Source organism: Caballeronia sp. SL2Y3, from assembly GCF_022879575.1.
GTDB lineage: Bacteria > Pseudomonadota > Gammaproteobacteria > Burkholderiales > Burkholderiaceae > Caballeronia.
Map to the genome: position 1 here is coordinate 589,174 of NZ_CP084262.1, position 19,481 is coordinate 608,654.

Genomic DNA, 19,481 nt, shown 5'->3' on the forward strand with positions numbered 1-19,481 from the left:
ATGATTCAGCAACGCCCGCGCCCGTAAGCGCGGGCATAACCGTTGCGACGAACCATGTGTTGAAACCGCTAATCCCGAAAGGAGAGTCACATGAACAAGGACACGACCGAAGGCATCAAGGAACAGGTGAAGGGCTGGGTGGATACGGCCATCGGCACCGTGACCGGCGACGAGGATCGCAAGTTGAAGGGCGACGTCGAGATCACCAACGGCGCGAACCGTAAGGACTACGGCGATCAGAAGGACAACATCGAGAAGGGCGTCGAAGATCCGGGCGAGCCGACCAACACGTAAGCCCGCTCTTTCCCCGTCACGCCGCGCGCTTCACATAGCGCGCGATGAAGGTGCGCGTCTCGTCGTCCGGGAAGCGCACCGCCACCCGATCCGCGCTCACCATCTCCACGACGCCGTCGCCATAGCGGCGCACGCGCACGCGGTCGCCCTGACTGAACGTCGGTGCGCTTCGCTTCGGCTTCGCTTCTTTCTCGTGCTCTTCCGACAGCGCCTGTTCGCGCACTTCGCGCGGGCTCTCCTGCACTTCCGGCGGATGCAGGCAGTTGTCGCAGGAACCGCACGCGCCGCCGCCGAGTTCGTCGTCGGGCGCCTGGTAGTTCACTTCCTGCTTGGCCGCGGACGGCTGCGCAGAAACGTCGTCGACGTCGTCGGCGAAGTAGTCGAGCAGCATGCGCCAGCGGCAGCGCGCGCTCTGCGCATAGGTGATCATCCGTTCGAGCACCGCGCGATCGCGTCCGGCTCGCGCGGCGTAGCCTTGGGCGGCATCGTCCAGTTGCGCGATGGCCGCGCCGTCGTCGATCAGCTTCATGCCGCCGCGCCGCGTGCGACGCGTCACGCCCATGTCGTTGAGCAGCGTGGCCGCAACGCGCAGCTTGTTGACGCCGACGTGCGGTAACGCTTCGCGCAGTCGTTCCAGCGGCTTTTCGAGCGTCTGGCTCGCGTTCTCGCGCGCGAGGTCGCGCACCGTCTCGGCCACGCGGCGTATCGTCTCCGCACTCGGATAACGCCCGCCGAGAAAGAACTGCTGAACCTGCTTGTCCTTCAGTTCGAAAAGCAGGATGCACTGGGCCGGCTCGCCGTCTCGGCCCGCGCGCCCGGCTTCCTGATAGTACGCGTCGAGGCTGCCCGGCACCTGCGCATGCAGCACGAAGCGAATGTCGGGCTTGTCGATGCCCATGCCGAACGCATTGGTCGCGACCATCACCCGCGCTTCGTCGGCCATGAACGCGTCCTGCGCTTCGGACCGCGCGTTCGCCGCCATCTTGCCGTGGTAGCGCTGCGCCACGACGCCCGCCTCGCCGAGCGCGGCATGCAGCGCGTCGCATTCGGCCACCGTCGCGCAATAGATGATGCCGCTGCCTTCCAGCGTGCTCGCGAGTTCGATGGCGCGCCGGCGCTTGTCTTCGGGATTCGTCAGTTGCTCGACCGAGAAATGCAGGTTGTCGCGATACACGCCCGTATGGATGACGTTGGCGTGCCGCATCTGCAACTCGCGCACGATGTCCTCGATGACCGCTGGCGTCGCCGTCGCGGTCAGCGCGAGCACGGGCGGGCGGCCGAGCGTCTTCACCGCGTGGATCAGCTCGACATAGGCCGGGCGGAAGTCGTGGCCCCACTGCGAGATGCAATGCGCCTCGTCGATGACGACGAGCGGCACCGAAGGCATGTCCTTCGCAGTGAGCGTCGCGGTGAACTCCGCGTTCACGAGCCGCTCCGGCGTGACGAAGAGAATGCGGACCTCGCCTTCGGTGACCGCTTGCATGGCTTCGCGTTCTTCTGTCGTGGACAAGGTGCTGTTGAGGACCAACGCTGCTACACCGGCTTCGGTCAGCTTTGCGGCCTGATCGCGCATGAGCGAGATGAGCGGCGACACGACGACCGTCATGCCGTCCAGCTGCAAGGCGGGCAATTGATAGCACAGGGACTTGCCCGCGCCGGTAGGCATGACGGCGAGGGTGTCGTTGCCGTCGAGAACGCTGCGGATCACTTCGTCCTGGCCCGGCCGCAGATGAGGAAAGCCGAAGACTTTGCGAAGGGCGGTTTCGAGTTCACGGTCGAGCGGTTTGCGCGCGCGGGTGGCGATGCTGCGGGTGGTGTCGTTCATGTCGATGGGTTCGAGTGGCGCGCTGCGCGTTCGCATCCGGTGGGTTCGGTAAGGAGGGATAGCACGCGGCGAAGGGAGCAAGCGCCAGACCCACGGCAAACGTTTGAAGAAACCACCATGCCGTGTGTAAATCTTTTCGCATCGGTCCGTGCGCTATCCGACGCACCGGTGCATTTGGCGTCGGATGCATCGGCCATATTCGTCCAGACGAATTAGGGTGAACGCTAATACTGGCGGGCCTCGGCGCACGTCCGTTTCATTTCGAAACACATTTATCGGTGAGAAAAGCCGCCGAAGGTACGCACCTTGCTCATGTAGTTGCTTTCCGAATTCACGCTGGACGCTTCCCTATGACACGAACCCTTGCCGCCGCCCCCGCCTTCCGACAGCGTCGCCCGGCCCAGCTCGCAGAGCGAGAACTCAAACACCTCGAACTGATCCTGGCGAGTTTCGTGGAAGGCAGCGCCGCGCCGGGACGTCTGCCGACGAAGTATTGGGACATGCGCGTCGCGCAACTCGACAGCGACTACGAACTCGTCCCCTCGCAAAGCCAGCGCGTCGCCACGCTGCAACGCAAGCTGGCTTTGCTCGATTCGGCGCTCGGCTCCGCCGCTGCCGATGCTCAAGAGAAGCAGAACCGCCGCGTGGCCGCCTGAGCCTTCAGCCGTCTCACGGCCGTAGTTTCCCGCCTATCGACGCACGCTATGCCAGCGGGCGTCAGCCAAGACTGAGTGAACCGAGCGGCGCTTATTTAGCCCGCCGGATCAGCGCGCGCGCCACATTGGCCGCGAGATCCGCGCGGAGCTCGGCCCACTTGCCGAGCAGCGACGCATCGTTGGTGAGGAAGTAGGGCGCTTCCGCGAAATCCGTGTTCTTGCCGTCCGGGCTCGCGACTTCGAAGACGCGCATGTCCAGGTCATCGCACGTGCCCATGCTCACGAGCTCGCCGAACGAATGCACGCCCGCGATGGCGACATTCTGAATACCGACGCCGTGCACGACCGCAATCACCGTCTTTCCCATGCGCCAGGCGGCTTCGCGGCTGTCGGCCATGACGAACGCGATACCCTCGGCAGGCGCTGTCAGCGTCACGCGAAAGAGCCGTGATTTGCATACGTCACTGAGTTGAGTGGTCATCGTGGCCGCCGGCGGAAAAAGGAACTCGATAAGCGCGAAGAGCGACATGGTAGCAAGTCGCGCTCCCGCTTAACCATCGCTTCGAGGGCAATGGCTTGGCGGGTTCCACCGACATACGGCAGTCGATCACAGCTCGGGCCGCGCGAGATCGGCCTGTACGACCTCATCGCCGCGCCGCTGCGCCGCTTCGATCGCATCCGACTTCGACGCGTAGGGCCCAAGCGTGTCCGCGCCTTCGAACGGAAACAGCAATCGGCCGTCTGTTTTACGCACGACCTTCAAGGTGCCGTAATAGCCGCTTGCCGCACTGCCGCGGTAAGACGCGTAAATCTGGAAATCACTCTCACTCGCGCCAGGCGTCGGCGCGACGATGCGGGTGGGGAAATAAACTAGCTTGGGGCGTCTGCCACTCGAATACGTCACGAAAATCACCGGTTGAACGCGCGTGAACCTGTTCGTTCTATTCGGGCGAGTCGGCGCGAGCGCGGCTCGTCGCATCACGATCCACGCTGAGCCTGCCGTCGGAAACGAACAGAGGAAAGAAAAGGCCGCTGCATTCACAGTGAGCAATTGCCAAGCCGGATCGGCTGTCTACGACGCGCGATTCGGCTATGCACGCGGATCGTCGCAGAACACGGTCGTCGCGTGCTGCCGTTCCACGGTCAGGTTCACCGAGCGCGCGCCCATCGGACGCGTGCGATGGCGCACGCCCGCCGGGACCGTCAGCAGTTGTCCGGCGTGCAGGTCTATCGAGCCGTCTTCGAGTTCGATCACGAGCGTGCCTTCCGTGACGATGAACGTCTCGTCCGAATCCGGATGCAGATGCCATTCGTATGGCGAGGTCATCACGCTTATGTGGACTTCATGACCGTTGACCGTGGCGACGATGCGATTGAGATAACCGTCGTTCGGCGTGCGAGCGAGCGTGGTCAGATCGATGAGCGAGATCATTGCGGCTCCTTCGTGCAGTGAGATCGTTCACCGAGCCTAGTCGAGCGTGAGCGCGCGGCGCAAACGAATCGTTTTCGCTTTCTTGCGAAGCGGGCTCACACAGCCGGTTGCACTCGCCGAAGCCCTCGGCGCTCGTCGTGCTCAAGACGCGCGAATCCAGCCGCAAACATAGTTGGGCAGCAGAGGAAACGGAACGAATCGTCACACGCGCCGCCCCATCGCCCGGCATTACAGTTACGATAGCTCGCGAGCACTGCGCGTCCATCGCTGCGTGCGCGAACATGACGCCGGTCCACAGCCGACCTTCACTTAAACACTGCGACTCGCCACACCATGCGTCGAATCACTGTCCGTACATCGCCCGTTCATGGCCGGGGCGTCTTCGCCCTCGCGGATCTGCCCGCGGGCGCGCTGCTCTTCGAATACAAGGGCAAGCGTCTTTCGTGGAAGGAGGCGCAGCGCATGTACGAGCGCTCCAACGCCGAGGACGGTCATACGTTTCTTTTCGGACTCGACGACGGCCGCGTGATCGACGGTGCCCGCGGCGGGAATTCCGCTCGCTGGCTCAATCACAGTTGCGCGCCGAATTGCGAGGCCGAGCAGGACGGCGAGCGCGTCTTCATCCGCTCGCTTCGCCCGATCGGCAAGGGGCAGGAGTTGTTCATCGACTATCGGCTCACGGTCGAAGGACGGCGCACGGCCGCGCTCAAGCGCCTCTACGCGTGCCGCTGCCTCGCGGCCAATTGCCGGGGCACCATGCTCTCCGACGAACGCTGACCAAGCGCAGCATGCCGCGCTTGCTCAGGATTGCCGCGCCGCCGCCGTAAACACAGGCTCACGTTCCCCGCGCGCCGCGCGTCAACCGAATGAGCCTCATGCAGCCCGACAGTCCGCTCAAAGCCGCGTTTCTGCGTCACGAAGCATCGCTCGCGCCGTCCGGCCGCGCGTTCGGCGAAGAAGACAGCGCCGTTTATCGCACGCTGCTCGAATCGACAAAGGCGATCCCGTGGAAGATCGACTGGGCCACGATGCAGTTCAGCTACATCGGGCCGCAGATCGAACGGCTGCTGGGCTGGCCGCCGTCATCGTGGAAAACGGTCCATGACTGGGCCGAACGCATGCATCCCGACGATCGCGATGCGGTCGTGAATTTCTGCGTGTCCCAATCGAAAGCGGGCGCCGATCACGAAGCAGATTACCGCGCCCTCACGCGCGACGGCGGCTACGTCTGGCTGCGCGACGTCGTGCATGTCGTGCGTGACGCGCACGGCAATGTCGAGGCGCTCATCGGCTTCATGTTCGATATCAGCGAACGCAAGCGCACGGAGGAGCAACTGCTGCAATTGCAGGCGGAACTGGAGCGCCTGTCGTTCAGCGACAGTCTCACCGGCGTCGGCAATCGCCGCATGTTCGACAGCGTGATCGCACGCGAATGGAAGGCGGCCCAGGCGACGGCGCAACCGCTCTCGCTCGTGTTGACCGACATCGACTTCTTCAAGTCTTACAACGACTACTACGGCCATGTGCAAGGCGACGAGTGCCTGAAGCGCATCGCGCGGGTGCTCGGCGAGGCGGCCGGGCCCGCGCACTTTCTCGGACGCTTCGGCGGCGAGGAGTTCGTCCTCGTGCTCGCCGATAGGGACGCCGAAGCCGCGCTGGCCGTGGCGGAGCGGTGCCGCGCGCGCATCGCCGAAGAAGCCATCGCGCATCTGCGCTCGCCGCATAATCAGTGCGTGACGGCGAGCTTCGGCGTCGGCACGGTGCTGCCGCGCGACGGCATGGATATCACGGCCTTCATCAATCTCACCGACGCGCAGTTGTATCAGGCGAAAGAGAACGGACGCAACCGGATTGCCGCCGTGGATCGGGCCGCGATGCGCGGCGAGGGCTTCAGGCAGCACTCGCGTTAGTCGAAGGCGCGGCGCGCGGCATCGGCCCGATACAAGCGCGCCAGTTCGAAGGCACGCTGTCTGAGCGCCTCGCGGTCGGCGCTCAACGCATCGCGCATGGCGGCTTCGAGTTCGTCGATCGACACGGCGCCCGGCGCGTTCGCGTCGTCCCACGTCTGCGCATAGGCGGCCTGCTTGCCGGTTCGCGCCGCTTCGTCCGGATGAAGCATGTTGAGGCGAGGCAGTCCATACGCCATCGCGACGATTCGTCCGTGCAGGCTGCTGCCCGCGTACCCTGCGCTCGTCGCGATCAATGCGCAGATGTCCCAAATGTCCAGCGACCGGAAGACGAGCGCGCGATGCTGCATGCGGGCCGCAAGCCGCTCGTATGCGTCGATGTCGTCGTGCCACGGCGCCGCGCCCGCGCGAAACAGCACGATGCCAAGGCCGGTCGATGCGGCGAGCGCATCGAGTTCGCGCGCCAGCCGGTCGAGCGTGGCGTCGTCGCCGAAGTCGGCGCTGAACTGCACCGCGAGATGGCCGCGCGGACACGCCCGTCGCACATCGGCCACGGGGCCATGACGGGCGCGCGAGGCGATGCGTGAATCGAAGAGCTCCGCGATCATCGTCACCGGGTCCGGCACGAGCCTCGCTTCGATGCCCGCGGCACGCAGCGTCGCTCGCGTGTGCGCGTCGCGCACGCTGAGATCGTCGGCGCTGCGCAGTTTGCTCAGGACCTCGTTGCGCAGCGCAGCCCCGCGCGCGTCGAGCGACACGCCGCCGACCGCGTTGAAGCCAATCGACGCCTGCAGCCAGCTCTCGCGGCCGACGACATAAGGCGCGAGCGCATCCGAATGCAGCACCGAGCGCGCATACGCCGAGCGGTCTTCGGGCCGCGAGCCGTATCGCGCGATGGTCGCCTGCGCATCGTCGGGTTCGTCGAGCATCACGGCGGCTTCCCACGCGTCGCAGGTCAAGAGTTCGCCGCCCGCATGCACGAGCGTGACCGGCGTATCGCGCAAGCGTGCGGCGAGCGTGCCGAGCGCCGCGACCGCGTGGCCGCCGTATCGGCGCAGGTCGCGCGCGGCCAGTCCCGCGAAAACCGGTTTGGCGTCAGGCAGGCGTTCGGCAAAGAGGCGTTGCTCGACATGCGCGAACAACATGTCGCCGAAGTTGTGGCGGTCGAATGCGCCGAAGATCACGACGGTGGCATTGAGCAATGAGCTTCCTCTGTGTGTCCGAATCTTCGTTCGCTTCTTTGTTCGCTTGACGCGCCGCACTGCTGCGCCTATACAGGACGTTCCCGCTTCGAGCACGCGAGGCGGCCGACCGCGACCGGAGCCTTCGATGACGAGCACGACACGCGCCGCGCTGTTCCCTGCCTCGCTTGCCCTACCCTTCGTCGTATTCTTCGCCGCCTGTTCGACCAGCCCGCCGCCCGCCCCGCCGACGCAGGCCATTACGACGACGCTGCCATCCGGTGGCGTCTACAAGGGCACCTTCGGCCACGCGGACGCCACCTTGCTCATGCTCTTCGACGGCACCGCCTACCTCTTCTATGCGAGCGGCGGCGTGGGCCTAGGAGGCGTCGTCATTGCGACAAACGGCTCGCAGACGAGCGACGGACGATTCGCAAGCGCGACCGCATTGAATTACCGCATCGGCGCAGCGCCGCCGTCGCCGGTGTCGTTCACGGCGGACTTCGCGCATGCGCCGGCCGTCGAAGGAGCGATCACGCGCGGTAACGGCGGCGAGCGCCAAAATCTCTCCGCGACGGCCGCGCCGCTGCTCGACACCGCGCCCACGCTCGCCAATGCGGGCGGCCTCTACAGCGGACGCGGCATGGCGCTGGGCGGCTCGACGACGACGCGCATCACCGTCGCCGCCGATGGCTACGCCGCCGGCACGACGAGCGCCGGCTGCATCTTCAAGGGGACGCTGCGCCCGCGCCCCGGCGTCAATGCCTACGCGGTGTCGGCCACCTTCGGTCCCGCGCCCTGCCCGCTGCCCGACGCGACGGTGGACGGCAGCGCCATCGTCGACGGCGCGCGCCTCCTGATCGCGCTGCCGAGCCCGGACCGATCGAACGTCTTCGTCTTCGATGGCCGGAAGTAGCAGCGGCATCGACTTTATTCACGCGCCGCTTACATACGGCGTTTCGTGTCCTAACATTGCTTTACCGGGCCAGCGGCGCCGCACGTCCCGGCGCATCAACGCTGAAGGCCCGGCGAAGAAAGTCGTGTCGTTGAACAACATCTTCCGATGCCGTAAATAATGGAGACACCCGGATGAACGCAACGCTCAAGCTCTTGCCATTGGCCGTCGGCGCGATTTTCGCCTGCATGCCGCCCGCCGACGCAGCGCAGGACAACGTCGGCACGCTGTCCAACTTCCGTCAGACGGGCAATACACAGCCGCCCGAGACGGTCCCGCAAACCGGTCAGACGGCGGACGCGCTTCGCGAAAACCTGAAGCAGATCAAGCTGCCGCCGGGCTTCAAGATCGACCTGTATGCGGTCGTGCCGGAAGCGCGGCACATGGCGATCGAGCCATCCACGGGTGTCGTGTTCGTCGGCACGCGCAAGAATCGCGTGTGGCAGGTGACGGACCGGACGAAGCAGCGCGTCGCGAGCGACGTCGTGCAGTTCGCCTCGTCCGTGTCGTTCAAGGTGCCCAACGGCGTGTGCTTCTCGCCGGACGGCATTCTGTACGTGGTCGAGCAGAACCGCGTGCTCGGTTTTCCGGCCGCGCAGTTCTTCGGCGAAGGCGGACCGGACGTGGCGGCAGCGGTCGTGGTGCCGCAAGGCAAGCTGATTCCGACGCAGTTCGAGAGCTTCAATCATGGCGCGCGTGCGTGCCGCATCGGACCGGACAAGAAGCTGTATATCGCGCTCGGGCAGCCGTGGAACGTGCCGCCGAAGGACAAACTCGCGGAACTCGACCGCAACGGGATCGCGGGCATCATCCGCATGGATCAGGACGGCAAGAACCGCGAAGTGTATGCGCATGGCGTGCGCAATTCCGTGGGCCTCGACTTCAATCCAAAGGACAAGACCTTGTGGTTCACCGACAACCAGGTTGACGGCATGGGCGACGACACGCCGCCCGGCGAGTTGGACCACGCGACGAAGGCCGGCGAGAACTTCGGCTTTCCGTGGTACGGCGGCGGCAAGGTGCGCACGGTGGAGTACAAGGATCAGAACCCGCCGGCCGGCGTCGTGTTTCCGCAAGTGGAGTTCGCCCCGCACGCCGCCGACCTCGGCATGTCGTTCTACACCGGCAAGATGTTCCCGCAGAAGTATCAGGGCGGCATCTTTGATGCGGAGCACGGCTCCTGGAATCGCACGAAGCCGATTGGCGCGCGCATCATGTACACGCCGATCAAGGACGACGGCACCGCTGGCGAGACGGAAGTCTTCGCGGAAGGCTGGCTCACGCAGAGCGGCGAATACATGGGCCGTCCGGTCGACGTTCAGATGCTTCAGGACGGATCGCTGCTCGTCTCGGACGACTACGCCGGCGCGATTTACCGCATCTCGTACTCGGGGGCCAAATGAGGCGCGTGAAGCAGACGGCGGCGCTCGCGGCGTTGGTGACGTTGCTTGTGGCAATGTCGGACGCGTCGCTCGCGGCGGGCGATCTCAAGGCGGGACGCGCGAAGGCGGCGCAGTGTCAGGCGTGCCACGGGCTCGACGGCATGTCGAAGCTGCCGGAAGCACCCAATCTCGCGGGTCAGACGGAGGAATATCTCGTGAAGGCGCTCAACGATTTCCGCTCGGGCGCGCGGCAGAACGAGATGATGTCGGTGGTGGCGAAAGGCTTGTCGGATACGGACGTCGCGAATCTCGCGAGCTATTACCACAGCCTCGGCAAGCAGTAAGGGCGTTCGATTTTTTCGAAACGAACGCTTGACTTGGCGGACTAAGGGTTTATACTAGCTCCTGTCTCCTCCATGTCTCAACCGATGTGGATTCAAGCCCGCTCTCTCGAGCGGGTTTTTTTTTTGGCCTTTGCGGCAAGACTATCCACAGAAATCGGGGAAAAGCCTGTGGACAACGCGCTGACGAATGGCCTAAGCCGTTGACCCGGAAGCACTTACCACCACCGCTTCACAACGCACCCGCTTACTTCCCATCGCCGGCGCACGACAAAACCATCGCCTGAGCGCGGCTCGCGTCGGCGGCGAATATCGCCTGCGGCGCGGTCGCGATGCTCAACTCTTCGGCAGCCGACCCCGGCAGCGCGTAAAGAATCGTGCCGGTCGCGACGAGCGCCACGATCATCGATAAGAACCACGAAAAGACGTACATCGCCGGCACCTCGCCATAGAACGCTTCGTCGGGACAGGCGCGTCGAACGTCAGCGCCTGACGCGCAGAGTAAAGCGTCGCGGCGGGTCGCACAGCCCCACGGAGGGAGGGACGTGAAGGAGGGAAGCGCCCGGTCAGCGCGTGTCCGGCGCGGGCACCGGCGAGACGCCTTGCGCGCGGGCGGCGGCGTCCTGTGCGCGCATCGCGCGAATGAAACCGTCGCGTTCGCGCAGCCGGGCCCAGTAACGCGCGACCGGTTCGGCGAAGCGCGCGCTCAAGTCCAGATGCTCCGCCAGCATCAGCGCATAGCCGACCGAAATGTCCGCCGCCGTGAAGCGGCCCGCGCAAAGAAAGTCCTGCCGTTCCAGAAGCGGTGAGAGCGCGCGCAACCGCGCGTGGAACCATCGCGCGTAGTCTTCCGCGACTTGCGGCTGCCGGCGCTCGGGTGGCTCGAAATGCGTGTAGCGCAGCACGAGCGTCTGCGGGAACGTGAGCGTCGCCTCGCCGAAGTGCAGGAAGTTCAGATAACGGCCGAAGTCGGCCTCGTGCACGGCGACATCGAGCACGCCGGGCGAATAGCGCGCCGCGAGATATTGGCAGATCGCGGCGGATTCGGTCATGAAGAGTGCATCGTCGGAGAATGCGGGCACCGTGCCGAGCGGATTCACGTCCATGAAGGCGCGCGCCATCATTCGCGGCGGAAACGGCAGCATCTTCAATTCATACGACAGGCCGATTTCCTCGAGCGCCCACAGCGGCCGGAACGAGCGCGCGCTGACGCAGTGATGGAGCGTGATCATCGCCGCGCTTCTTCGCTCAGGCGAGCCACGACGGCTTGCGCTTCTCGAGGAAACTGCGCACGCCCTCGCGACCTTCGTCCGATGCGCGTATCCGCGCGATGCGATCCGCCGTGTCCGACATGAGCGTCTCGTCGATGACGCTGCCCGCCAGATCCGCGACGAGCCGCTTGCATTCGCGCACCGCGTTCGGGCTGTTCGCGGCGATGCTCGCGGCGATTCCGTCGACGGCGGCGTCGAGCGCATCTGCTGCGACGACCTGATGCACGAAACCGATGCGCAGCGCCTCGGCTGCGTCGAAACGCTCGGCCGTCACGAAATAGCGGTGGGCCGCACGCGCGCCCATCGCGCGGATCACGTACGGCGCGATGGTCGCGGGCATCAGGCCGAGCTTGGCTTCCGACAGGCAGAAGTGCGCCGTGTCCACGGTCACCGCGATATCGCACGCGGCGACGAGGCCCACGCCGCCCGCGTAGGCGTCGCCCTGCACTCGCGCGATGACCGGCTTCGCGCTCGAATAGATGGTGTTGAGCATGGTGGCGAGACCGAGCGCGTCGGCGCGGTTCTCCGCGTCCGTGAAGCCCGCCATGCGTTTCATGTAGTTCAGGTCCGCGCCCGCGCAGAAGGCCGGGCCGTTTGCAGCGAGGATGATTGCGCGCACGTTGGCGTCGTCGTTGAGCGCGCGGAACGCGGCCGTCAGCTCGACGATAGCCGCGTCGTCGAACGCATTGCGCACGTCCGGCCGATCGAGCGTTACGCGGGCAATCGGGCCATCGACGGCGAGTCTCAGGCGTTGCAGGTTCATTGCATCGCTCATGTCTTGTCTCCTCGTTTGCCGCAGCATGTGAGTAGCGCTCATTTCTCACGGGCGCGAACTCGCGCCATACGGCACAGTTTCGTCGATAACGGTAATCGCGGTCAATCGCTTCCTGTGAGGCAGGCTCACACAAAGCCAGCGCCCGCTCGAGCCTCATCATGTCACGAACGCGCGTCATATATTCGGCTATATTACGCAGGCTCGTCCGGCCAAAGACGCCCCGACACACCAACACGACGAAGAACAGGAGCCGTTACGTGAAGACCCGTTTCATGCGCGCGATGCTTGGCACGTTGCTTCCGCTGGCAGTCGGCATGGCCGCGTCCGCTGCGTTCGCCGGCGAAGTGCAGGTGGCGGTCGCCGCCAATTTCACGGCACCCGTGCAGGCCATTGCCGCCGACTTCGAGAAGGACACGGGCAACAAGGTCGTCGCCTCGTATGGCGCGACCGGCCAGTTCTACGCGCAGATCAAGAACGGCGCGCCGTTCGAAGTGTTCCTCGCCGCCGACGACACCACGCCCGCCAAACTCGAAAGCGAAGGGCTGACCGTGCCGGGCAGCCGCTTCACCTACGCGACCGGCGCGCTCGCGCTGTGGTCGGCGAAAGACGGCTACGTGGACGACAAAGGCGAAGTACTGAAGAAGAACCAGTTCGCGCACCTCGCGATAGCGAATCCGAAGGCCGCGCCCTACGGGCTCGCCGCGACGCAGGCGCTCGACAAGCTCGGGCTGACGCAGGCCGTCGCGTCGAAGATCGTGGAAGGACAAAACATCTCGCAGGCGCAGCAGTTCGTCGCCACCGGCAACGCGGAACTCGGTTTCGTCGCGCTGTCGCAGATCTACAAGAACGGCAAGATAAGCAGCGGTTCGGCGTGGATCGTGCCCGCCTCGCTGCACGAGCCTATCAAGCAGGATGCGGTGATCTTGAGCAAGGGCCGGGACAATCCGGTCGCGAAGCAGTTCGAAGACTATCTGAAGGGTCCGAAGGCTGCGGCGGTCATCAAAGCGTTCGGTTATCAACTCTGAGCGGATCATGCCGATCGATACCGCCGACCTTCAGGCCATCGCGCTGACGCTGGAACTCGCGTCGCTCGCGACGGTGCTGCTGCTCATCATCGGCACGCCGATCGCGTGGTGGCTCGCGCGCACTGCATCGCGCATGAAGGGCCCGGTCGGCGCGGTCGTCGCGCTGCCGCTCGTACTGCCGCCGACGGTCATCGGCTTCTATCTGCTCGTGCTGATGGGGCCGAACGGCATGGTCGGCAAGCTCACGCAGGCGGCGGGCATCGGTCTGTTGCCGTTCACGTTCGCCGGGCTCGTCGTGGGTTCGGTGATCTATTCGCTGCCGTTCGTCGTGCAGCCGCTGCAAAACGCGTTCGAAGCCATCGGCCGCCGTCCGCTCGAAGCCGCCGCGACGCTGCGCGCGGGTCCGTGGGACACGTTTTTCACGGTGGCGCTGCCGCTCGCGCGGCCGGGCATCGTCACGGCGACGATTCTCGGCTTCGCGCACACCGTCGGCGAATTCGGCGTCGTGCTGATGATCGGCGGCAACATTCCGGGGCGCACGCGCGTGGTCTCCGTGCAGATTTTCGATCACGTCGAAGCCCTGGAATACGCGCAGGCGCACTGGCTGGCGGGCGGCATGGTGCTGTTTTCGTTCGCCGTGCTTCTTCTGCTCTATTCGACTCGACGGACGGCGGCGGCGCATGTCTGAACTAACGTCACCTTCGCTCATGCTCGACGACGCACGCAGCGGCGCGGCGCACGCGGCCATCGAAGCGCGCTTCGTCGTCGAACATAGCGGCTTTTCGCTCGATGTCGATTTGCATCTGCCGGGGCGCGGCGTCACCGCGATCTTCGGCCAGTCCGGTTCGGGCAAGACCACGCTGTTGCGCTGCATCGCCGGCCTCGCGCGCCCGACACGGGGGCGGCTCGTCGTGAATGGCGACGTATGGCTCGACACCGAGCGCCGCGTTTTCCTGCCGACGCATCGGCGCGCGCTCGGCTACGTCTTCCAGGAAGCGAGCCTTTTTCCTCACCTGAGCGTCGAAGAGAATCTGCGATTCGGGCTCAAGCGCGTGCCGCGCGCGACGCGCCGCGTCGATCTCGCGCACGTCGGGGAACTGCTCGGGATCGCGCATTTGCTCGAACGGATGCCGGCGGGTTTGTCGGGCGGCGAGCGGCAACGCGTGGGCATCGCGCGGGCGCTGCTGACGAGTCCGCGTCTGCTGCTGCTCGACGAGCCGCTCGCCTCGCTGGACCACCAGCGCAAGCTCGAAATCCTGCCGTATCTCGAACGCCTGCACGACGAGCTAGATATTCCGATGCTTTACGTGAGCCACGCGCCCGACGAAGTCGCGCGGCTTGCGGATCATCTCGTGCTGCTCGACGCGGGTCGCGCGCTGGCGAGCGGTCCGATTAGCGAGACGCTCGCCCGGCTCGACTTGCCGATCGCCCTCGCCGACGATGCCTCCGTCGTGCTGGAAGGCACGGTCGCTGGCTACGACGCGCGGTATCGGCTGCTGACGCTCGCGCTGCCGGGAGGACGCGCGACGCTGCGCGTGCTGCACGACCCCGTCGCGCAAGGCAAGCCGATGCGCGTCGCGGTGAAGGCGCGCGACGTGAGCCTCATGACCGGCGAGCATGATCATACGCAGAGCAGCGTGCTGAACGTGCTGCCCGCGACGGTGAAGGCCATTGCCGAGGACGCCAATCCGTCGCAGGCAGTCGTGCGGCTCGACGTGGACGGCTCGCCGCTGCTCGCCCGCGTGACGCGCTACTCGCTGGATCGCTTGCGGATCGCGCCGGGCATGCCGGTGTGGGCGCAGGTCAAGGCCGTGTCGCTGCTTGCCTGAGCGCAAGATACTGCAACAGCATGATCGTCTTGCCGTCCATGATCTCGCCGCGTTCGATCATCGCCATCGCTTCGTCGAGCGGCGGTTCGATCACCTCGATCTCCTCGCCCTCGTCGATCACGCCGCCGCCGTCGCCGACGCGCATCGCGCCGTCGTACTCGCCGACATAGAAGTAAAGCTTCTCCGTCACCGATCCGGGGCTCATGAACGCCTCGAAGATCTTCTCGATGTGGCCCACGCGGTAGCCCGTCTCCTCCTCCACTTCGGCGCGGATGCGGGCATCGGGCGTCGCGTCGTCCAGCAATCCGCCGGGCGCTTCGATCAGCATGCCGTCATGGCCGTTGACGAACGCCGGCATGCGGAACTGGCGCGTCAGGAGCACCGTGCCGGTACGCGGGTTGTGTAGCAAGATGGTCGCGCCGTTGCCGCGGTCGTACGTCTCGCGGCTTTGCCGCTGCCACGTGCCGTCGCGGCGCCGGAAATCGAAGATGACTTTTCTGAGCACGTACCAGTCGTCGGACAGCGTGACTGTCTCGACAACGCGAACGCGTTCTTTCGTGCCGCCTGCATCGGTCATGGTCGCCTCGGTTTCGGGTGTTCTTGACACGCATTATTACCGGGTAACACGCCGAAAGAATGCGTCGCCGTGCCGTAATTGAAATTCTTCCGCGACTGGAATAGCGTAGAAGAATGCACGCGTCGCGGCCATGTGGAAGCCAGAAGTTTCCTGCCGCGAGGCAACTGAGCAAGAATTTTTTTGGAGAAAGTCGTGAATCGCCTGAAGGCTCTTATCGCGATGTCGGTGCTCGCTACCGCCGGTGTGGCGACAACCGCGAGCGCGCATGGCGGCCGTGTCGGAATCTGGTTCGGCGCGCCGCTGTATTACCCGGTGGCGCCCGTGCCGTACTACTACTATCCGCCCGCGCCGGTGGTCGCGGTGCCCGCCGCGCCGACCACGTATGTCGAACAAGGACAGGCCGCAGCCGCGCAGCCGGGCGGTTCCTGGTACTACTGCGACGGTTCGCGCACGTACTACCCGTATGTGAAGGAGTGCCCGGGCGGCTGGCGCGAAGTGCCGGCGCAACCGCCCCCGCCGTCGAATCAATGATGAATTGCTAACGGAGTCACGTCCATGAACTACCGAAGGCTCGTATTTCTTCTCGCGCTCACCGGCCTGTCCGCATGCACCGTCATGCCGAGCGGGCCGAGCGTCATGGCGCTTCCCGGCTCCACCAAGACGTTCGATCAGTTCCGCGCCGACGATGCCTCGTGCCGTCAGTTCGCGCTCCAGCAGGTCGGCGGCGTCAGCGCCGATCAGGCCGCGAACAACAGCGCGGTTGGAAGCGCGGTCGTGGGCACCGCGATCGGCGCGGCGGCGGGCGCGGCGTTCGGCGGCGGCTCGGGCGCGGCTATCGGCGCGGGCGCGGGCCTGCTCACGGGCAGCGCGTTCGGCGTAGGCGCGGCGCAGTCGTCCGGCTACGGCGTGCAGCGCAGCTACGACTACGCGTATCTCCAGTGCATGTACGCGGCGGGCGACAAAGTGCCCGTCAGCGGCGCTGTGCGAACCGTCCCGCCCAATGGCGCTTACACAACTCCGCCGCCGCCACCGCCGCCGGGCATCCAGCCGCCTCCGCCGCCTTCGACCTGAGTCGAATCAACGGCGGCGGCGCCAGCTATCGTCGGCGGAGCGTACGTGCGGATTGAGCGGAGCGACCATCCCCGGCGCGACCAGCAGCCCCGTTACCCAGCCGATGTAGAACCGCAGGTCGCTCCAGAACTCCGCGTTCGTGTAGATGCGAAAGCTCTGCACGTGCGCGAGCCACAGCGCGACTTGCAGCGCGCCGGTCAACACGAGCCACGTCGCCGCGACGACGGCCGTCGCGCGGGCGCAGCGGCGAAACGTGGACGGGTCCCATTGGTCGCGCACGACCACGGAACCCGCGATCAGAATCAGCACTGAAGGAATCAGCGTCGTCGCGATAACGCGCCCTCCCCACTCGAAGGCCACACCGCACAGATAGCCGATCACGACCGCGAGCAATGCCGCCGGCCATGCCGTCCAGCGCGGCCCGCGCGCCGCGAGCCACGCGAGGGTGATGAAGAAGGGCATCGCCGCCCATTGAACCGCCTGCGCGACCGCTTTCGCGAGATTCTCGCCGGCCTGCTCGTTCGAATGGCTCGCGGCGACATAGACGGTGATCGCCTCGTGCACGCACACGGCCACCACGGCGAAGCTCAACGCTTCGCACGCGGCGAAGGCGGGCGACTTGTCGGGGCTTCGATGCGTCGCGTCCTCGCCGAGTGCGCGCACGCGCTCCAGCACCGGATCGACGAAGAACGCGAGGATTGCGCCGATCAGAAGCGCCGCGGCGGCGTCGGTCAGCGAAAAGTGTCCGACAAGCGAAACGAGTCCTTGCCACAGAAACTCGGGCGCGGCCGCGCAGACGGCGACCCACAGCGCAAAAAAGAAGCCGTTCGATGCACGTCTGAGCGGCATGGCCACCTCGATGCGGTTGAAACGGACAGCGACCAGACGCTCAACCTGTCTCGGGCAGCGAAGCCAGCGCAAGACGCGCGGCGAGCGCATCGCAGACGCGCGCGTGCAGGTCGGCGGGAATCTCGAAGCATTCGTACGCGAGCGCCTGCGCGACGGTGACGACTTTCATCTCTTGATAGCGGAGTCCGCTGCCGATGAGCGCTTCGAACGCGTTGGCGCGCTCGTTGATCTCGACCGGGTCGGCATTCACCAGCAACACGGCGTGGGCGAGCACGGCGTAGAGCGGCGTGTCGCGCTCATCGGCTGGCTGCGGCGCGCGCCGCCAGTACTGCGCGGTGCCCGCAATCTTGCGCGCATCGTTGCCGGGTCCCCACGCCAGATTGAAGCGTCCATCGCAAAAGGAGCCGTCCACCGCCTGATGATGCGTGAGGACGCCGAGTGTTCGCAGCGCGTCGGCCAGAATGCCGCACAAGTGCAGATAGACCGTCTCGGCGAGCGCGCCCATCGGCGCGCGCACGGGATACGCGAGGCTCAGGTTCACGATGCCCGGTCCTTGCGGCACCAGGCCGCCGCCCGACAGACGCTGCCACACCGGACAGCCGCGCCGCGCGAAGCTTGCGCGGGCATCGGCGAGCGCCGGGTAGCGTTGATAGCTGCGCGGCACCGAGAGCGAGACGGGTGCGGTCCAAATGTGCGCGACGGCATCGCCCGACGCGGCGCGCGCAAGAAGTGCTTCCTCGGCGTCGAGCGGATCGCCGGCAAGCATGGCGGGATCGAGCAAAACGAAGGACATGGGATCAGGTGAGGGCCGCGCCGGTATCGACGCCACCGGGAGATGGTAGCGAAGATCGGCGACGGCGGCCAAATGCGTGCAGCGGTTTCGCGTTACACCGGTTCGGACGAGCCGCCCGGCACGATCGTCACAAGCCGCGAGCATTCGAACCGCGGGTAAACCGCCCCGCGCGCTTCATCGTTCAGGCCATATGATGCTCGAATCAGTCACGCGAGACATGCGCCGGCTTGCCGAAGCCGGCGATAAGAACATCGAGAAGGAGACGACCGATGACGAAGATCGCCTACGAAGATTTCGAGCGGCAGGTAGTGCAGCATCACCTGATCAAAGGCAACGTGTACGAAAACGGCGCGGCGCTCGTCGAACGCGCGAACCGGTGGATCGCGGAGAATCGCATCGACGTGTTGAACGTGGAAAGTCTCTCCACCTTCGGCGCCGGTGACGATACCAACGTAAGCCATTGGTACTCGGGCATTCGCGTTTGGTATCGCACCGAATAGCGCGTTCAGCCGCGGCCGACGAAAGGCATCTTGGTCGCCATCACGGTGTGGAACAGCACGTTCGCTTCGAGCGGCAGGTTCGCCATGTACAGCACGGACTGGCCGACAATTTTCACGTCCATCATCGGCTCCACGGCGATCTCGCCGTTCGCCTGCGGCACGCCGCGCGACATGCGCTCGGACAGTTCGGTGAGCGCGTTGCCGATATCGATCTGGCCGACCGCGATGTCGTACTTGCGGCCATCGAGCGATGCGGATTTCGTCAGGCCCGCGACCGCATGCTTCGTCGCCGTGTAGGCGGCCGAATTCGGACGCGGCGCGCTCGCGGAAATGGAACCGTTATTGATGATGCGCCCGCCTCCCGGCGACTGCGCGCGCATCGTACGAAACGCGTGCTGCAGGCAATAGAACATGCCGTTCAGATTGACGTTGACGACGCCCTGCCACTGCTCCGGCGTCCAGTCTTCGAACGGGCCGGGCGGGTTGCTCACGCCAGCATTGTTGAACAGCAGATCGACGCGTCCGAAGCGCTCCACCGCCGCCTGAAAGAGCCGTTCGACCGACTGGGGATCGGCCACGTCGGTCGGCACGGCCAGCCCGCGTTCGCCCGCGCCGGATTCGGCGATGACGGATTCCAGCGGCGCGGCGCGGCGGCCCGCCAGCACCACCGACCAGCCATCGGCGAGCAGCGCGAGCGCCGCTGCGCGTCCGATGCCGCTGCCCGCTCCGGTGACGACCGCGATCTTCGAATTCGTGTTGGCTGCTTCAGGCATGTCTCCGTTCTCCTGTCGACCGGATCGGGCGCGCGAGCGTCGTCC

Annotated in this window: 25 protein-coding genes; 13 read left to right on the forward strand and 12 right to left on the reverse strand. The window is 65.6% G+C overall.

Features of this window, described 5'->3' with window-relative positions:
• The first annotated feature begins 90 nt into the window (after window positions 1-90).
• The gene (locus tag LDZ26_RS21565; RefSeq protein WP_244850679.1) at window positions 91-294 is read left to right on the forward strand and encodes a CsbD family protein; all 204 of its coding nucleotides are present in this window, start codon (window positions 91-93) and stop codon (window positions 292-294) included.
• A gap of 16 nt (window positions 295-310) precedes the next feature.
• On the opposite strand, the gene LDZ26_RS21570 is transcribed toward LDZ26_RS21565, so the two are convergent.
• A complete protein-coding gene (locus LDZ26_RS21570) occupies window positions 311-2,119 on the reverse strand; it encodes an ATP-dependent DNA helicase RecQ (RefSeq protein WP_244850680.1) in 1,809 nt (602 codons plus the stop codon).
• Window positions 2,120-2,469: 350 nt separating this feature from the next.
• On the opposite strand from LDZ26_RS21570, the gene LDZ26_RS21575 reads away from it, so the two are divergent.
• Window positions 2,470-2,775 carry a hypothetical protein gene (locus LDZ26_RS21575; RefSeq protein WP_175945727.1) on the forward strand — a complete coding sequence of 102 codons (306 nt, stop codon included), beginning with the start codon at window positions 2,470-2,472 and terminating at the stop codon, window positions 2,773-2,775.
• A 91-nt stretch (window positions 2,776-2,866) separates the two neighbouring features.
• On the opposite strand, the gene LDZ26_RS21580 is transcribed toward LDZ26_RS21575, so the two are convergent.
• The 3 genes from LDZ26_RS21580 to LDZ26_RS21590 all read right to left on the reverse strand — a co-directional run bounded on the left by LDZ26_RS21580 (window position 2,867) and on the right by LDZ26_RS21590 (window position 4,207).
• The gene (locus LDZ26_RS21580; RefSeq protein ID WP_244850681.1) at window positions 2,867-3,256 is read right to left on the reverse strand and encodes a hypothetical protein; all 390 of its coding nucleotides are present in this window, start codon (window positions 3,254-3,256) and stop codon (window positions 2,867-2,869) included.
• Window positions 3,257-3,382: 126 nt separating this feature from the next.
• The gene (locus LDZ26_RS21585; protein ID WP_370650741.1) at window positions 3,383-3,679 is read right to left on the reverse strand and encodes a DUF6723 family protein; all 297 of its coding nucleotides are present in this window, start codon (window positions 3,677-3,679) and stop codon (window positions 3,383-3,385) included.
• Window positions 3,680-3,865: 186 nt separating this feature from the next.
• Window positions 3,866-4,207: a cupin domain-containing protein gene (locus LDZ26_RS21590; RefSeq protein ID WP_244850682.1), complete on the reverse strand. Its 342-nt coding sequence runs from the start codon at window positions 4,205-4,207 to the stop codon at window positions 3,866-3,868.
• Between the two features lie 333 nt (window positions 4,208-4,540).
• Between LDZ26_RS21590 and LDZ26_RS21595 the strand changes: the two genes are divergently transcribed.
• Together LDZ26_RS21595 and LDZ26_RS21600 are read left to right on the forward strand one after the other, a co-directional pair.
• Window positions 4,541-4,984, forward strand: a complete 444-nt coding sequence (locus LDZ26_RS21595; protein WP_175945733.1) for an SET domain-containing protein — start codon at window positions 4,541-4,543, stop codon at window positions 4,982-4,984.
• Window positions 4,985-5,082: 98 nt separating this feature from the next.
• A complete protein-coding gene (locus LDZ26_RS21600; RefSeq protein WP_370650742.1) occupies window positions 5,083-6,117 on the forward strand; it encodes a GGDEF domain-containing protein in 1,035 nt (344 codons plus the stop codon).
• Here LDZ26_RS21600 and LDZ26_RS21605 read toward each other — a convergent pair.
• Window positions 6,114-7,316: a polysaccharide pyruvyl transferase family protein gene (locus tag LDZ26_RS21605; RefSeq protein WP_244850684.1), complete on the reverse strand. Its 1,203-nt coding sequence runs from the start codon at window positions 7,314-7,316 to the stop codon at window positions 6,114-6,116. The genes LDZ26_RS21600 and LDZ26_RS21605 overlap by 4 nt on opposite strands.
• A gap of 127 nt (window positions 7,317-7,443) precedes the next feature.
• Between LDZ26_RS21605 and LDZ26_RS21610 the strand changes: the two genes are divergently transcribed.
• The 3 genes from LDZ26_RS21610 (at window position 7,444) to LDZ26_RS21620 (ending at window position 9,976) form a co-directional block, all read left to right on the forward strand.
• Entirely contained in the window at window positions 7,444-8,211 is a 768-nt protein-coding gene (locus LDZ26_RS21610) for a hypothetical protein (RefSeq protein WP_244850685.1), read from the forward strand.
• Between the two features lie 173 nt (window positions 8,212-8,384).
• Window positions 8,385-9,653 carry a sorbosone dehydrogenase family protein gene (locus tag LDZ26_RS21615; RefSeq protein WP_244850686.1) on the forward strand — a complete coding sequence of 423 codons (1,269 nt, stop codon included), beginning with the start codon at window positions 8,385-8,387 and terminating at the stop codon, window positions 9,651-9,653.
• A 53-nt stretch (window positions 9,654-9,706) separates the two neighbouring features.
• On the forward strand, window positions 9,707-9,976 hold the full coding sequence (locus LDZ26_RS21620; RefSeq protein WP_244851124.1) for a cytochrome c: 270 nt from the start codon (window positions 9,707-9,709) through the stop codon (window positions 9,974-9,976).
• A 244-nt stretch (window positions 9,977-10,220) separates the two neighbouring features.
• On the opposite strand, the gene LDZ26_RS21625 is transcribed toward LDZ26_RS21620, so the two are convergent.
• The 3 genes from LDZ26_RS21625 to LDZ26_RS21635 all read right to left on the reverse strand — a co-directional run bounded on the left by LDZ26_RS21625 (window position 10,221) and on the right by LDZ26_RS21635 (window position 12,019).
• Complete coding sequence (locus LDZ26_RS21625; protein ID WP_244850687.1) at window positions 10,221-10,406, reverse strand: hypothetical protein; 186 nt, start codon at window positions 10,404-10,406, stop codon at window positions 10,221-10,223.
• Window positions 10,407-10,539: 133 nt separating this feature from the next.
• Entirely contained in the window at window positions 10,540-11,205 is a 666-nt protein-coding gene (locus LDZ26_RS21630; protein WP_244850688.1) for a glutathione S-transferase family protein, read from the reverse strand.
• A gap of 16 nt (window positions 11,206-11,221) precedes the next feature.
• The gene (locus LDZ26_RS21635) at window positions 11,222-12,019 is read right to left on the reverse strand and encodes an enoyl-CoA hydratase/isomerase family protein (protein ID WP_244850689.1); all 798 of its coding nucleotides are present in this window, start codon (window positions 12,017-12,019) and stop codon (window positions 11,222-11,224) included.
• A gap of 272 nt (window positions 12,020-12,291) precedes the next feature.
• On the opposite strand from LDZ26_RS21635, the gene modA reads away from it, so the two are divergent.
• Genes modA through modC form a run of 3 tightly spaced genes read left to right on the forward strand, consistent with a single transcriptional unit; the run spans window position 12,292 to window position 14,873 of the window.
• Complete coding sequence (modA, locus tag LDZ26_RS21640) at window positions 12,292-13,044, forward strand: molybdate ABC transporter substrate-binding protein (protein WP_244851125.1); 753 nt, start codon at window positions 12,292-12,294, stop codon at window positions 13,042-13,044.
• 7 nt (window positions 13,045-13,051) lie between these two features.
• Complete coding sequence (gene modB / locus LDZ26_RS21645; protein ID WP_244850690.1) at window positions 13,052-13,732, forward strand: molybdate ABC transporter permease subunit; 681 nt, start codon at window positions 13,052-13,054, stop codon at window positions 13,730-13,732.
• The gene (gene modC, locus LDZ26_RS21650) at window positions 13,725-14,873 is read left to right on the forward strand and encodes a molybdenum ABC transporter ATP-binding protein (protein ID WP_244850691.1); all 1,149 of its coding nucleotides are present in this window, start codon (window positions 13,725-13,727) and stop codon (window positions 14,871-14,873) included. The genes modB and modC overlap by 8 nt, the downstream gene beginning before the upstream one ends.
• On the opposite strand, the gene LDZ26_RS21655 is transcribed toward modC, so the two are convergent.
• On the reverse strand, window positions 14,848-15,450 hold the full coding sequence (locus LDZ26_RS21655) for an NUDIX domain-containing protein (protein ID WP_244850692.1): 603 nt from the start codon (window positions 15,448-15,450) through the stop codon (window positions 14,848-14,850). The two genes, modC and LDZ26_RS21655, sit on opposite strands and share 26 nt — an antisense overlap.
• Before the next feature lie 192 nt (window positions 15,451-15,642).
• Between LDZ26_RS21655 and LDZ26_RS21660 the strand changes: the two genes are divergently transcribed.
• Both LDZ26_RS21660 and LDZ26_RS21665 read left to right on the forward strand, forming a co-directional pair.
• Complete coding sequence (locus tag LDZ26_RS21660) at window positions 15,643-15,981, forward strand: hypothetical protein (protein ID WP_370650743.1); 339 nt, start codon at window positions 15,643-15,645, stop codon at window positions 15,979-15,981.
• A gap of 24 nt (window positions 15,982-16,005) precedes the next feature.
• Window positions 16,006-16,521, forward strand: coding sequence for a glycine zipper family protein (locus LDZ26_RS21665; protein ID WP_244850693.1), 516 nt, complete (start codon window positions 16,006-16,008; stop codon window positions 16,519-16,521).
• 6 nt (window positions 16,522-16,527) lie between these two features.
• Here LDZ26_RS21665 and LDZ26_RS21670 read toward each other — a convergent pair whose 3' ends face one another.
• Both LDZ26_RS21670 and LDZ26_RS21675 read right to left on the reverse strand, forming a co-directional pair.
• The gene (locus LDZ26_RS21670) at window positions 16,528-17,370 is read right to left on the reverse strand and encodes a hypothetical protein (protein WP_244850694.1); all 843 of its coding nucleotides are present in this window, start codon (window positions 17,368-17,370) and stop codon (window positions 16,528-16,530) included.
• A 40-nt stretch (window positions 17,371-17,410) separates the two neighbouring features.
• Window positions 17,411-18,163 carry a lipoate--protein ligase family protein gene (locus LDZ26_RS21675; protein WP_244850695.1) on the reverse strand — a complete coding sequence of 251 codons (753 nt, stop codon included), beginning with the start codon at window positions 18,161-18,163 and terminating at the stop codon, window positions 17,411-17,413.
• Window positions 18,164-18,432: 269 nt separating this feature from the next.
• Here LDZ26_RS21675 and LDZ26_RS21680 point away from each other — a divergent pair, with 269 nt between their 5' ends.
• Window positions 18,433-18,663: a hypothetical protein gene (locus LDZ26_RS21680; protein WP_244850696.1), complete on the forward strand. Its 231-nt coding sequence runs from the start codon at window positions 18,433-18,435 to the stop codon at window positions 18,661-18,663.
• Between the two features lie 5 nt (window positions 18,664-18,668).
• Here LDZ26_RS21680 and LDZ26_RS21685 read toward each other — a convergent pair whose 3' ends face one another.
• Window positions 18,669-19,436, reverse strand: a complete 768-nt coding sequence (locus LDZ26_RS21685; RefSeq protein ID WP_244850697.1) for an SDR family oxidoreductase — start codon at window positions 19,434-19,436, stop codon at window positions 18,669-18,671.
• Window positions 19,437-19,481 lie beyond the last annotated feature (45 nt).

Excerpts from the sequence above, each read along its gene's own strand:
- LDZ26_RS21670 (WP_244850694.1), bottom strand. The coding sequence starts at position 17,370 with ATGCCGCTCAGACGTGCATCGAACGGCTTCTTTTTTGCGCTGTGGGTC.
- LDZ26_RS21570 (WP_244850680.1), bottom strand. The coding sequence starts at position 2,119 with ATGAACGACACCACCCGCAGCATCGCCACCCGCGCGCGCAAACCGCTC.
- LDZ26_RS21625 (WP_244850687.1), bottom strand. The coding sequence starts at position 10,406 with ATGTACGTCTTTTCGTGGTTCTTATCGATGATCGTGGCGCTCGTCGCG.
- LDZ26_RS21575 (WP_175945727.1), top strand. The coding sequence starts at position 2,470 with ATGACACGAACCCTTGCCGCCGCCCCCGCCTTCCGACAGCGTCGCCCG.
- LDZ26_RS21675 (WP_244850695.1), bottom strand. The coding sequence starts at position 18,163 with ATGTCCTTCGTTTTGCTCGATCCCGCCATGCTTGCCGGCGATCCGCTC.
- LDZ26_RS21610 (WP_244850685.1), top strand. The coding sequence starts at position 7,444 with ATGACGAGCACGACACGCGCCGCGCTGTTCCCTGCCTCGCTTGCCCTA.
- LDZ26_RS21590 (WP_244850682.1), bottom strand. The coding sequence starts at position 4,207 with ATGATCTCGCTCATCGATCTGACCACGCTCGCTCGCACGCCGAACGAC.
- LDZ26_RS21665 (WP_244850693.1), top strand. The coding sequence starts at position 16,006 with ATGAACTACCGAAGGCTCGTATTTCTTCTCGCGCTCACCGGCCTGTCC.
- LDZ26_RS21635 (WP_244850689.1), bottom strand. The coding sequence starts at position 12,019 with ATGAGCGATGCAATGAACCTGCAACGCCTGAGACTCGCCGTCGATGGC.
- LDZ26_RS21580 (WP_244850681.1), bottom strand. The coding sequence starts at position 3,256 with ATGACCACTCAACTCAGTGACGTATGCAAATCACGGCTCTTTCGCGTG.
- LDZ26_RS21595 (WP_175945733.1), top strand. The coding sequence starts at position 4,541 with ATGCGTCGAATCACTGTCCGTACATCGCCCGTTCATGGCCGGGGCGTC.
- LDZ26_RS21655 (WP_244850692.1), bottom strand. The coding sequence starts at position 15,450 with ATGACCGATGCAGGCGGCACGAAAGAACGCGTTCGCGTTGTCGAGACA.
- LDZ26_RS21680 (WP_244850696.1), top strand. The coding sequence starts at position 18,433 with ATGACGAAGATCGCCTACGAAGATTTCGAGCGGCAGGTAGTGCAGCAT.
- LDZ26_RS21685 (WP_244850697.1), bottom strand. The coding sequence starts at position 19,436 with ATGCCTGAAGCAGCCAACACGAATTCGAAGATCGCGGTCGTCACCGGA.
- modA (WP_244851125.1), top strand. The coding sequence starts at position 12,292 with ATGCGCGCGATGCTTGGCACGTTGCTTCCGCTGGCAGTCGGCATGGCC.
- LDZ26_RS21630 (WP_244850688.1), bottom strand. The coding sequence starts at position 11,205 with ATGATCACGCTCCATCACTGCGTCAGCGCGCGCTCGTTCCGGCCGCTG.
- LDZ26_RS21565 (WP_244850679.1), top strand. The coding sequence starts at position 91 with ATGAACAAGGACACGACCGAAGGCATCAAGGAACAGGTGAAGGGCTGG.
- LDZ26_RS21615 (WP_244850686.1), top strand. The coding sequence starts at position 8,385 with ATGAACGCAACGCTCAAGCTCTTGCCATTGGCCGTCGGCGCGATTTTC.
- LDZ26_RS21600 (WP_370650742.1), top strand. The coding sequence starts at position 5,083 with ATGCAGCCCGACAGTCCGCTCAAAGCCGCGTTTCTGCGTCACGAAGCA.
- modB (WP_244850690.1), top strand. The coding sequence starts at position 13,052 with ATGCCGATCGATACCGCCGACCTTCAGGCCATCGCGCTGACGCTGGAA.
- modC (WP_244850691.1), top strand. The coding sequence starts at position 13,725 with ATGTCTGAACTAACGTCACCTTCGCTCATGCTCGACGACGCACGCAGC.
- LDZ26_RS21620 (WP_244851124.1), top strand. The coding sequence starts at position 9,707 with ATGTCGGACGCGTCGCTCGCGGCGGGCGATCTCAAGGCGGGACGCGCG.